The sequence below is a fragment of the Shewanella sp. Isolate11 genome, assembly GCF_022398315.1.
Taxonomy (GTDB): domain Bacteria; phylum Pseudomonadota; class Gammaproteobacteria; order Enterobacterales; family Shewanellaceae; genus Shewanella.
In genome coordinates this window covers 403,465-416,476 of record NZ_JAKEVF010000001.1, presented here as the reverse complement: position 1 = coordinate 416,476, position 13,012 = coordinate 403,465, and the positions used below count along the sequence as shown (strand labels likewise).

Sequence of the window (13,012 nt, the reverse complement as noted above, 5' to 3'; positions counted from 1 at the left end):
GTTTGAATGGCTGACACCCAAAGTGCAATCGCTGACCTAATCAACAGAGAAGCCCAGATGAAGTTAATCAATAACCGAACAACAAGCCAACAAATCGAGGTAATAAAACCACTATAGATGTAAGAAATCACCTCATTAATCAAGCATTATGCCATCTCGAGTTCACAAGTTAAAAGCCGCCAATTGCTCCTTGGGGCCCTTATCCATATACTGAAGCCACACATGGTTAACATATTTATAAATGTCTAAATACATTAAATTTTCAGCGTGTGTTTTATTACTTAGCTGCAACGCTTTTGCATTGGACCTCAGTCAATATGAAGACGATGTTGCCGCCTTATTACATGAGTACCAGCAAAACGCTCAACCTCACTCAGCCGAACCTTCACTACTGATCTTTAATCAGGCCGAACAACAAAGCACCTATGTCGATTTTAAGCGTGGGATGATTCTACTCGAAAGCCAGAATAAAGCTCAGTTAAAACAAGCCATAGTACAGGTCTTGCTGACTCAAATTGATCCCACTGTGATCGATGCGAAAACTGCTGCTGATTTCGGATTAATCAACAGCAAACAGAAGCCATTCTTTTGGGGACAAATTCGCGATACAGATGGTCAGCCCATCGAATATCAATGGCGAGCAAGCCGTTATGCCGATTATCTTGTCAGCCAGAGTCTACGGCAAAATAGCCGCTATCAAGTGGCCATAAAAATGGTCAGTAATCACACTCAAATTGCCGGCGATAAATATATTAATTTTGCTCGCCAATCGGCGCAAAAGTTTAGCGTAAAAACCGACTTAATCATGGCGATAATGGAAACCGAAAGCTCGTTTAATCCGCTAGCGCGCTCTCGCTCAAATGCACTTGGATTAATGCAAATTAAGGCCAATACCGCTGGTCGTGACTACTTTTCATTGATTAAGGGATATAAACATACGCCAAGTTCTACTTACCTCTATGATCCACAAAAGAATATTGAGGTCGCAGCGGGTTATCTTCATTTATTATCGAGCCGTTATTTGAAGGGAATTCATGATCCTCAAAAACGCGAATATGCGGTTATTTCAAGCTACAACGGCGGCACAGGAAATTTATTTAAAAGCTTGCATCCCGGCGGCAGTCGCAAACAAGCATTGGCACGGATCAATAAGATGACCATCAGCGAGTTTTATTGGTTTTTAACCCATCGTCACATCAGACAAGAAAGCCGCAACTACCTTAAAAAAGTCACTAAAAGACGGCCTAAATATCTGTGATTCTTCAACATGAAAAAGAGGAGCCGAAGCTCCTCTTTCAACACAGATTAGGCAATTTCAGGCAGGAGCCTAAATCACCTTATATCTCTACTTAGCCATTAATGACGCACAACTTTGTTGCTGCGACGACGTAGGAAGGCTAATGGCAATAGCGTCAGTAAACCAAAGCCTAATGCACCACCTGAACTGTCCTCTGATTCAGGCTCAGCCTCAACCACTTCTTCAGTTTCATCTTCAGCTTCAGAACCTTGAGATTCAGGCCCTTTCCCATCTGACTCTACAATCAGTTTAAAGCTGGTGCTAGCCGCATCGCCACTATGTTCGTTATCTCGAACTGTCACTGTCACTGTTGTCTCACCATTCCAGTTTTTCTTCGGTGTAATAGTAAAGTTATTACCATCTACCTCGGCAGTAATATATTCACCACTAACTTCAACAGTGTTTGGCACCTTGTTAGCATCGATATACATGACACTCAGCTCGAGCGGCGTGTTTTCAGCCACTGTTTGATCAGCAATCTCGGCTAACTTGATGTTACCTTGTACGCTGATCGCATGGCTCATACTGACAGACTCAGCACCTTCTAGATCGTAATCTAAGATCACGTCCATCGTCGTACCTGTAGCTTCAGGCTTAATAACAGCCTTAAAGTTAACTTCGAGACGGCTCTGCTCTGGTCCAACATAGTCATAACAGATTACGAGATCTTCAGAAAGCACCTCATCAAGATTGTCATAACCGAATACGTTGTATAAGGCGCCTTCTTTAGGACCAACATTGTTTGACCAAGCTGAATCAAAGCCTTCAATCATCACCGCACCTTTGGCCACATCAGCACCTAGGTTATCGTAGGCATAGATAATCTCATATTGACCTTGACGATCATCGATACCACTACGTAGGATCACTTCGAAGTCGAATTCTTCTCCCGTCTTAGCATCGGTAATATTATCGAACTCTAAGAACAGTAGATCACCAAGATCTGGACGCTCTTCAGCATATTGTGAAGCAATCGTCAGTCCCCATGGATCTTCATAGTGACGACGATATTTAGCTTCAAAATCACCACGCCAGAACGGTGCCATGGCTTCGGTTAAGAAGCCTGGACCACGATGTAACTTCATGTACCAGTAGGCGGTATTTAACTGTAATGCACCCACGGTGTGCATACGTAAATAACCTGCATTTGGCTGATTATAAAGCTCAAATTTAGCGCCTTCTTTGTAGAACAACCAATCGATAGGCACATCGAAGTTAGCGTTAAAATCACCAACAAACCAATCAGCTAGAGGTTGAAGCTTAAACTCACCGAATAAATCGATATAACCACCGGTTGAATACTCATCAATCAGTGGTGTATGACACATCTTATTGGTGAAGTTAGTACTTACCTTATAATCACGTTGCACATCGCGAGTTGATGGCTGCAAGCCTGACAGAACAAAACCAGTTTCTGTTGCAACCACTGACTCAGTCACAGCTTCTTTATTGGTTTCGATAGTATCTGATGCTAATCGCATTCCTTCTGGTAATTTAAGCTCGAAGTTATAGCTACGATCTTGAGTTTCCAAATTAGGCGCGATACTTAACTTAATATCCAACACATCCATGCTACGAGCGGTATCTTGGCTGACTTCCCAAGTCACAGCATCATCACTGCGATGGATATCCAGAGCCGTAAAACCTAAGGTACCTTCTGCACCCGGCATACTACCCATGTCGAAGCCACCATAGTAAGTATCACCCGCTTGGGTACCTGGAATATTCCAGTTTAGGTCGATGTTATAATTGCCGTTACCATCATGAGATGCAGGACCAGAAATACTTAGTTGGCCGCGATCATCATCTTCCATAATAATGGCATAACCCGTATCGACATTGATTTCACCCGCACCATAGGCCATTGCTGTAGCAATCCAGTAAGTGCCCGGTGTTGGGCTCTCAATGCTACAGTAGTTATGTTCAGCCTGGCTGCTAGATAGACACAAGATCTCTTCGCTATATTCAGCTTTGATCTCTGCACTATCAACAGTGCCATCCGGTACGAAAGTACCGTTACCATTTTCATCACGGCCTATTGCCACAAATGGATGTGGGACATTATATCTTGGGTCTAGGTTCTCTAGCGTAGTAACAGTATGCGCATCTTGTACTTCGACCACTAAACGCTTAGTACCTTCTGGAATAGTAATTGGGCGAATATCCCAGCCTGCTTCGATGTTATCTGGATACAAGAAAGCAGAAACTGCAGTTAAGGTATTGTTATACACCTCAGGTTTGACTGGACCATAGAAGCGGGGCGTGAGTTCGCTGTAAGAGTCGGTATTCACCATCAAGGTTTCAGTACCTTGATCACGGCTAATGTCAAAACGGTGAGATACAGGTAATTGATCAGCAACCGCCGCAACCACGACAGGCATATGCACATCAGGAGCATTACCACTCACTTCCTTCAGGTTAACCTGACCATTAAAGAAAGTATTTTTGTTCAGTATGGTTTTCCATGGAGCACCGGTATCTGCAGGATCAATATTCATTTCGATCATGCTAGGTGTGGTTGCTGTAACTATGAAGCTTTGAGACTCACCCGCTTTCAAAGTAAATTGAGCAGGAGATACAGTAACTTCAAAGCCCTCTTCTTTACCTACACCTTCAATAGTCCAACTACCATCGCGAGTCGCTTTAACGGTACGCATCCAGCTACAAGACTTTTCACATTCCATCTCAACCATAGAAGGAATGTTCAACCAGTTAACTAATCCACCATTGGTTGGATCGGCATTACGGTAATTATCAATAGTTTCATCCATCACTAAACCGCTATCAGCCGCGCGTGCAACATCAATCGCACCGGCTCCAGCCATAAAGTTATAGAAGGGCTCGATCAGCTCATAGCCTGTATTGAGCATGACTGGGCCTGCCGTCATCATCAACGCAGATTGAATCTCAGCAGGCGTCCATTCAGGATGTAGCTGAGTCAACAAGGTCATGGCACCCGTCACATGCGGAGCAGCCATAGAGGTACCGCTCATGAAAGTCCAATCAGACGCTGTTGGCGCAGACGTGAAAGGTTGATCATCGGCGTTAGCCGCATAGATATCGACACCAGGCGCAGTTAAATCAGGAACCAAGGTGTTGTTAGTTGAGCTTGGACCCATAGAGCTGAAAGTCGCTAGGTTATTGCCTAACTCGGCATCGAATGTGTATTCGTTACTGTAATCAGAAATCGTCGCACGCGCCTCGGCACCGTTACGGTTGACCCAGTTACGGATCTTCCAACGTTCGGCAACTTTTACATGGATCCCCGGGATCACATAGCTATCGGCAACGATGTTATCTACCGAGTAGTCGATGTTTTGCAGAATAATCCCACCAGCACCACCAGCGGCAACGTTCTTAGCCTTATCGATACGGGCAATATCACCACGCTCACACACTACGATTTGATCGGCAGTGAAGGTATCAGCAGGGAAAGGCACATTACAGGTAGCCGCTTTGTATTCATCTGTGGTATCTGGGTCGGCAAAGTTATCCGCCAATACCACTTGACCCGTGATGCCACCCGAGAAACTGACCCCTTCGATAGCTGCAGAAGGTGCACCGCTACCTTCAAAGTCACCTAAAGTTTTCACACCCGTGGCAAGTTGGCGATCATGAGTGCTTGCGCCCACAGTGGTCACCCAAGGAGATGAGTGATCAGCTGTCCAGTAAGCCCCGCTGTTACCTGCTGCAACGGCGACAGAAATTCCCGCTTCACGAGCAGCTAAAAAAGCCAGCTCCATTGGATCGGCCCAAGGTAATGACTCGGCGCCACCGATAGAGAAGTTAATCGCATCGACACCATCGGCAATAGCATCTTCGAATGCAGATAGAATCGCTGACTCGGGACAACCCGCATAAGGATCACCACCATTACCAGGCCAACAAACTTGATATGAAATTACATGGGCACGAGGTGCGACACCGCTCACTTTCGGGAAAGTAAATGGCACATCGATACCATCACTGGTCGGCTCACCGTCAAAACTTTGCAGCGGCACATTTTCTAAAGTGTTACCAACAACGGTACTGGCAGTATGTGAACCGTGGCCGTTATAGTCTTCACCATTGGCAGGACGGATCATCTCTTTACGATAAGACGTTTGAAACTCATCAGCCGCATAAATATCGGTGATCTCAGGGTAAGAGTGCATACCCACTAGCTTGTTGTTACACAGCTCTGGAGATTCGACACAATCACCCACAAAGGTACCCTCACCGAATGGGTTTAAACTTGCGTAAGCTTCGTCATCGGCAAAAGCGATATGGTCAGAGTTAATACCAGTATCGATAATACCCACCAACATACCTTCACCTTTGGCATTCAAGCTATTGCTTGAAGTTGCGGTGCCCTGCCAAACTTTATCGGCACCGATAAATTCTGGACCACGGTCGGTACGCAGTTGGAATACACGGTTAAGGCTAATACGCTTAACACCAGACTGATGTGACATCTTGATCGCATCGTCTTGAGTCATCTCAACCACCATAGCATTGCTGGCAACAGTGAACTGCTTATTCACTTTCACCGAAGCACCGGCTTGAGTCACCTTAGAGATAAACTTATCTTGCTGACCTAGCAAATAGCTCTTATAAGACTGTGCTGAAGCGGTATTAACACTAACGCGGCCTTTAGCAATTACTGAGCGATTTTTCGGTGCAGTAGTAGCAGCATAACCAGGGATATCGCCCGCATAGGTTGCTATAGGCTCAGCTTCTAACTGGACAATATAGGTATTAGTGCCAGTAGATTGTTGTTCAGGCTGAAAGATCTCTTCTGGGGTGCGTTTTTTCATCACACGGTTAATCTGGCCTGGGCGACCGAGATAAACATCACCGGATAATTCGAGCTTACGTGCTTCATTCACACGTTTGATATCTTCAGCAGTAAAAGTAGGGGTATAAAAACTGGTACCAGTAACCTTCTCCATGCCAGGAGAGGCTACAGCAACAGAGCAAGCACCACCGATATAGAGAGCGGTGAGGCTCGCTATCGCGCTGTGCTTAAACAATTGTGACGGTAACATTAAATTTCCTTTTTAATCATGTATTTATTATTTTTTACGTATAATTACGCATCTCATATATAACAAATCCATCTAAGGAAAAATGTACCTTTATGTAGCGACCGCAACAAAATTGAAGCATTTTGATAACAAATAAAAACTAACAAAAAGCCTGATATAAAAACGAAAACCCATTGATTTATAACACTTTAAATCTCTTTATGTCGCCTCATGACCATTAAGCCTCTTATTTATTAACCATTAGTAAAATCTGCATCAAGCATGATCTAACTCAAGGCGTTATTGATTCAAAAATGATAAACCGAAAGTACGTGTATATTTTTTATACAAATAAATTGTGCAATCCGATTAGATGAATAACTGACTTATCAATGAAGGTCACCATTATGCTCAAGAAAGCGAGCCGTTTAGACTATTTCACTCTGCATGTATTTATCGGCTTAATCGAACTCAAGAGTGGTAGCGCTGTAGCTGAGAGGCTGCGTACGCCACAGTCTAAGGTGAGTCGAGCCTTAACCTGTATGCGTGAAGTACTCGATAATGAACTATTTATCCGCCATCAATATGGTTTCGAACCCACTCAACTGGCGCTAAAACTCTATCCTATGGTACAGAAGATTCTGGAGCAGTATAGTCAGATCATCGACACCGCATTGAACCGCGCACCTTTGCCATTTCAATTGAGTATCGCCACCTATGAACACTGGTCGCTTATCGTGCTCAATGGCATCAATCAAACCTGTCATTGCATCGAGGGCGGCATCAATATTAATGTACTGCCTTGGACTGAAAATACTCCCTTGAGGTTATCTCAGGGGTTGATCAACTGCTGTATTTCGACTCAGCTCATCGAGCATCCTATGGTGAATAACATTAAGTTGGACGATATCGATCATTTCTTTATTGTCGCCAAGAAAGGCCATCCGATCTTTAACTCACCACAGCCAATGACCGAATTATTTAACTATCCTATTGGTTTGATTAACACTCAGCATAGCGATCATCTTCATCCACTGGAGCATTTCGCCGCTGAGAATAATATTAAGTTTAAAGTCGGCATAAAAAGCCCAAGCTTACGAATGTTGGTTGACCATGCCAGTAAAACAGATGATGTATGCATGCTATGTTCTGTGATGTCATTACCCTATTTCCAACATAGGGAGGATGTGGAATTTATCGATATTTCAGCTTTGTGCCAGCATCACTTAAGCCTGCCTCAAAACAGTTACTATCTGCATTGTCATCAAGGACTCAAAGAGCAGTTAGTCCAGTGCATAGCCGGACTACTGAAAGATAAGATCACCGAGGTAAAGCAGCAATATCAAGCCAGCAAGCAGAGTACCGCTAATGCACGTTCTGTCGAATCAATAACTGCATCTCTTGCAACAACCAGTTAATTTGAGGCCGTTGCTGATGGCGGGCATAGACCAGATATAACTCGGGGTAAGCTTGCTCGCCATAGAGCTGCTCGGTAAGTTGCTCCGACAGATGACAAACATGCAAACCCGGTAACAGCTGGCTCTGTTCATAGACCTTACTGTAAGGCAACAGACTGATAGTATTGTTATCGGCAAGATAGCGATATAACTGATGAAACCCTAGTTCTGGCCCTGCTAGCTCACGCACTACTGGCTGGCAGTCGAGTCTATGTTGCTGGCAATAATACTCAAACGGATCTCGCAGTTGTTTGTCCATTAAATTAAAGGCACTAAGATAGGGATAAGCCGCCAAGCTGGTTAAATTTATCTCGGCTTGCAGCAATGGATGTTGCTCACCACACACCAGATACAACTGACGCAGACTTTTCAGAGCAATAAACTCCAGCTGTGGCCATTGTTGCTCGATTCGCAGCGTCTGATGCTGGCGACTAAGACTCGGCTGAGTGAAGATGGCAATATCCAAAATACCCGCATCAATATCCGCTAAGGGATCGACAGACTCGCTACGTAGCTCATAACTAATAGTCTGATGTTCCTGACAAATGGCACGACTTAATTGCTGAGGAAGATGGGGGATCAATAGATCACTAACGTAGATGATACAGGGCTGATCGTAATCAAGGCCTTTGACTTCATTAAATTGATACAGGTGTTCAGCGCACTGTACTAGCTCTTTTACTATTGGATAAAGTTGCCGAGTAAACTCATTGGGCTCCAAGCCATACTTCTTACGAATAAATAGCGGATTATTAAACATGACTCTGGCATGCTGCAAACAACGGCTTACCTTGGGGGCAGGAATATTCATATTATCGGCAACACTGGTCGCCGAATGCGTTTCATATAAATTAACTAAAATATTAGCGCTGAGCATATCAAGATTATCTAAGTTGACATCTTTCATATTATTCACCCCAACTAATACTTTTAACAGAGTTTAGAATTATAGAATATATTACTCGAAAAACAATATTTATCCACAACAAATAAAAGTTATTATTAAAACAATTTCAACCAAGCCAAGAGGTGACGCAATAACCTGAATTTTAAAACAATAAAATAAATCCAAATTCCGATAAATTAGATTTCTATTTATTTAAAAACATATTTTCAATATATGAAAATACGCAAAATATAAAACAAATAAATAGAAATAAAACCAATACCAAAGTTTTAATAAATTGATTTTTAAATTTATTGCCAAGTTAAACAAATGGGTAATAATACAATAGAGAGTTTAAAGTAAAAGTACGTTTGGAGGTTTATTATGAACACCACAGCAACCGTTATTTTAAGTTATGCGTTTATGTACTTTGTTTTTTTTGTCATTGTACCTCTCGTTATCGTGACTTTCGTGATGACTTGCATCAAGTTCTTTAGATCAAACGACGCTCAAATGGTTGATGCGGCTGTTAGCATCAAACCTCATCTGTTAGATCAAGAGTCAATGAATTTTCTAAAGAGCTTAAAGTCCATCGCTAGCAATCGCTACGATGTGTTGTACGGAGCCTCGTTAATCAATGTGGTCGATATCGATGATTCGATAAAAAACCATGATGAAGTTCAGGACTTTATGGAACATTGCCATCTCGACTATGTTGTCGTGGACAATGAATCCTCTGCGGTCAAATTGGTCGTAAGCAACCCAGAGGAAAGTTCACCAGAGCAGGTCAAGTTTATCCAGAAATGTTTAGACTACGTCGGGGTTCAGTTTATCAAACTGGATAAGCATAAACAGTGTGACCCAACACTAATCCGGACAGCACTCGCTGCCTAACCATTAGCCACTCTCTGAGCGTCAACAAGGTTGACGCTCACTTAAGCTCAACTTCGAAGCCACCACTAGGTGTAAGGATCTCCTATGCGCCAAGTCAATCCCTATCAATCTATCAGTATCATAACGCTGTTATTAGGCGGATTAACTTGCGCCCTGTTTATGCTTCCGGCTCAGGCTGAAAACACAGATAGCAGCAAGGAAAGCAGTCAAATCTGCATTAAATGTCATAAGCGCAATGGTCAGCTGCTGGGTATTCATAGCAGCGAGGGATTAGCAATCTTATGTCAGGATTGCCACGGTGAAAAAGCCACTCACCCTAAAAAAGGCTCCAATATTAATCGCTTTGCTAATGATAGTTCATTGACCAATGCGCAGCAGACCGAGATCTGCCTCCATTGTCATTCTTCTCAGCAGCTTGGCGAACAAGAGTGGACTCATAACGTCCACAGTAACAAGGTCAGTTGTGCTCAGTGTCATCGGCTTCATACCGAGACCGATCCAATGTTATCTCTCAGCAACACCCAGCGCAGCCAATTGTGTGTTAGTTGCCACCAGAAATCACACTAGGAGGCTCAAGATGCAACGCTCAAAACGACAGTTTATTAAAGGATGCGGCGCACTTCTGACTGGAGTATCCATTTACGGCATAACTCAATCTCCCTTAGCCAGCGCGCCACAAGCCAGCAGCCATGACGATCCTTCACAGATCAAATATGCCATGGTGCATGATGAAAATGCCTGTATCGGCTGTAATGCTTGTGCCAACACTTGCCGTGAGACAAATCAGGTGCCCGATAGCGTAAGTCGTATCCATATCGAACGTATCGGTCCATTTGGCGAATATCCCGATCAACGTTATCGCTTTATCCGTCATTCATGTCAGCAATGTGAGTCCGCTCCCTGCGTCAAGGTGTGCCCAACTGGCGCCGCCTACAAGGACAGCAAAACTGGGATTGTCTCCGTTAACGGCGACCGCTGTGTTGGCTGTCAATACTGTGTTGCGGCCTGCCCTTATAAAGTACGCTTTATTAATCCGCAGACCCACAGTGCCGATAAGTGTGACTTTTGCCAACAAACCCAGTTGAAACAAGGAAAACAGCCGGCTTGTGTAGTCGCTTGCCCGACTAAAGCGTTAACTTTCGGCGACTTAAATGATCCTCAGTCTGATGTTGTTCAGCTGCTAAAAAGCCGCCCCACTTATCGCGAAAAGGTCGACCTCGGTACTCGACCTAAATTATTCCATGTGCAAACCATCGATGGGGAGATCATATTATGAGTGCCTTTCACTTCGACGGGCTAGTCTGGCACTGGCCGATTGCGATCTACCTGTTTCTGGCAGGCTTATCTGCTGGGGCGGTATTTTTCGCGATTATGCTCAAACATTTCAAACTGGCCAGTCAGGCCAGCCACTCTCACTTCGTGCAAGCCGCAGCCATTATCGCGCCTATCGCGGTGTTTGGCGGCTTGGGGATCTTGATTTTCGACCTGACCAAACCATTGGAATTTTGGAAAATTTTGGTTTTCTATAACACCACCTCGGTAATGTCCATGGGAGTATTGGTGCTGATGGCTTATCAGTTAGCACTGTTTGCCTGGATATTAGTGGTGTTTCATCAAGCCCTGTTGCAATGGCTCGATGATAGATTGCCACTACTGCAACGACTGACCTTATGGCTGGTTCGCCAAGAAGCGGCGATCACTGGGGTGTTAGTGATCTTATCACTGGCGCTTGGCGCGTATACCGGCTTCTTGTTATCGGCATTGATTGGTTTCCCACTACTGAATAACCCAGTATTACCGCTACTATTTTTAATCTCTGGCCTGAGTTCGGGCGCGGCAGCAACCTTACTCGGTGGCGTGCTGCTCCGAGGCAATCCCAACGGCGTAGAAGTGCGCTTTATTCATAGCATCGAAATCCCCTTGATCCTAATTGAGATCATCTTGATATTCACCTTCTTTGTCGGGCTGATCTTATCCGGTGGCCAAAGTGAAGTGGCGGCATTTAACGCTATTGGCTTCGGTTTTTGGGGTTGGATATTCTGGGCGGGGATCATAGGTGTCGGCCTAACTCTTCCTTTAGCCTTTAACCTTTGGATGAAAGTCTCTGCCGACCGCAAATTTACTTATGTTGCGGTAACCGCAAGTTTCAGTCTTATCGGTGTTTTTTTACTGCGAAACTTTATTCTCTACACAGGACAGATGACCGGAGCCTAAGGCTGATACTGGCTTTATCTCTCTCAATATTTAGGGATATTTTACGGCAAATACCTGCAAAGGATATCCCTAAAACTGCATGCCATCACAGTCGATCATCCTCTGCCAGTTGTGAAATAGGCCAATTATGAGTAAATTTATCTGGTCATATCCAAGGAATACAAAGCTGATGAACTCTGACGAGCAAGCCTTATTTGCTCAAATACAGCAAGAGTTGGCCGAACTTAAGCGCGAAAATGCCAAACTCAAGCTTCTGAACAAACGCGCCGAAGAGAAGCTATTTGCCGCTCTCGATGGTAATCGGCTGTGTTTATGGGAGCAACATATCCCCAGTGGCAATCTAACTATTTTCAATATGCGTTGGGGCGCATTACTGGGTTATAGCCGTGAAGAGTTAGCCGCCCATGTCGATAGCTGGAAACAAAATCTCCACCCCGAAGATAAAGATTGGGTCATCAAGGCATTCGAAGATCACGTCGAAGGTAAGTCGGATTACTATGAAGTCGTGCATCGCATGCTGCACAAAGATGGCTCAATCACTTGGGTGTCTGACCGAGGCCGTATCGTCGAGCGTAAAGCCGATGGTTCTCCATTACGCATGATGGGCTCCCATGTCGATATCACCCAAGAGAAACGCTATGAAGCAGAGTTATCACTGCTTGCCCTCAGCGATCCATTAACCAAGCTGTGTAATCGTCAGGCCATTAGTCAGGCATTTTTCGATTATCAGGCCAGTACCCAGGCTGGCGGCGCACTGTTTTTTATCGACCTCGATGGCTTCAAGCAACTAAATGACAAACTAGGCCATCAATTTGGCGATCAGCTGCTGATTGATGTGGCGAATAACCTTAAAACCTTAGCCTTCGATTCTGCCGAATGTGCTCGCTTTGGTGGTGATGAATTCTTGATCCTATTTCCTGATAATAATCATCAACAACTCAGTCAAATAGCGCAATCTATGCTCGATGCTTATCGACACAGTTTTACACTCGATGGCCAAACAATTAGCCTAGGTTTGAGTATCGGTATCTACTGTTTCACTGCCGATGATGATTTTGCCACCTGCTGTGAACATGCCGACAGTGCAATGTACCAAGTGAAAAACCGTGGCAAACATGACTACTGTTTCTGGCAGCCTCAACCAGAGTCAATTTCGGCGTTACAATCGGCCACAAGATAAGCCACTTTTCCAGCGCTGACCATCTAACGATAAGTGGCAAATTATGTTAGCATTCGCCTCACTCCCTGCCTGTGTTCA

Annotated in this window: 9 protein-coding genes; 7 read left to right on the top strand and 2 right to left on the bottom strand. The window is 44.3% G+C overall.

Going from position 1 to position 13,012, the window contains the following annotated elements:
• Positions 1–301 precede the first annotated feature (301 nt).
• A complete protein-coding gene (locus tag L1D21_RS01720) occupies positions 302–1,258 on the top strand; it encodes a murein transglycosylase domain-containing protein (protein WP_239843501.1) in 957 nt (318 codons plus the stop codon).
• A 98-nt stretch (positions 1,259–1,356) separates the two neighbouring features.
• Here the strand turns inward: L1D21_RS01720 and L1D21_RS01715 are convergent, their stop codons facing one another.
• Positions 1,357–6,324 (bottom strand): S8 family serine peptidase, encoded by a 4,968-nt coding sequence (locus L1D21_RS01715; protein WP_239843500.1) that lies wholly within the window; start codon positions 6,322–6,324, stop codon positions 1,357–1,359.
• A 386-nt stretch (positions 6,325–6,710) separates the two neighbouring features.
• Between L1D21_RS01715 and L1D21_RS01710 the strand changes: the two genes are divergently transcribed.
• Positions 6,711–7,721 carry a LysR family transcriptional regulator gene (locus L1D21_RS01710; protein WP_239843499.1) on the top strand — a complete coding sequence of 337 codons (1,011 nt, stop codon included), beginning with the start codon at positions 6,711–6,713 and terminating at the stop codon, positions 7,719–7,721.
• Here L1D21_RS01710 and L1D21_RS01705 read toward each other — a convergent pair.
• Complete coding sequence (locus tag L1D21_RS01705; protein WP_239843498.1) at positions 7,669–8,667, bottom strand: LysR family transcriptional regulator; 999 nt, start codon at positions 8,665–8,667, stop codon at positions 7,669–7,671. The two genes, L1D21_RS01710 and L1D21_RS01705, sit on opposite strands and share 53 nt — an antisense overlap.
• Before the next feature lie 363 nt (positions 8,668–9,030).
• Between L1D21_RS01705 and L1D21_RS01700 the strand changes: the two genes are divergently transcribed.
• From L1D21_RS01700 to L1D21_RS01680, 5 genes are all read left to right on the top strand, one after another.
• Positions 9,031–9,540, top strand: coding sequence for a DUF2726 domain-containing protein (locus L1D21_RS01700; RefSeq protein ID WP_239843497.1), 510 nt, complete (start codon positions 9,031–9,033; stop codon positions 9,538–9,540).
• An 84-nt stretch (positions 9,541–9,624) separates the two neighbouring features.
• Positions 9,625–10,107, top strand: coding sequence for a cytochrome c3 family protein (locus L1D21_RS01695; RefSeq protein WP_239843496.1), 483 nt, complete (start codon positions 9,625–9,627; stop codon positions 10,105–10,107).
• Between the two features lie 10 nt (positions 10,108–10,117).
• Positions 10,118–10,816: a 4Fe-4S dicluster domain-containing protein gene (locus L1D21_RS01690; RefSeq protein WP_239843495.1), complete on the top strand. Its 699-nt coding sequence runs from the start codon at positions 10,118–10,120 to the stop codon at positions 10,814–10,816.
• Entirely contained in the window at positions 10,813–11,754 is a 942-nt protein-coding gene (nrfD, locus tag L1D21_RS01685) for a cytochrome c nitrite reductase subunit NrfD (protein ID WP_239843494.1), read from the top strand. Before L1D21_RS01690 ends, nrfD begins: the two co-directional genes overlap by 4 nt.
• Positions 11,755–11,923: 169 nt before the next feature.
• Positions 11,924–12,934, top strand: coding sequence for a sensor domain-containing diguanylate cyclase (locus tag L1D21_RS01680; protein WP_239843493.1), 1,011 nt, complete (start codon positions 11,924–11,926; stop codon positions 12,932–12,934).
• Positions 12,935–13,012 lie beyond the last annotated feature (78 nt).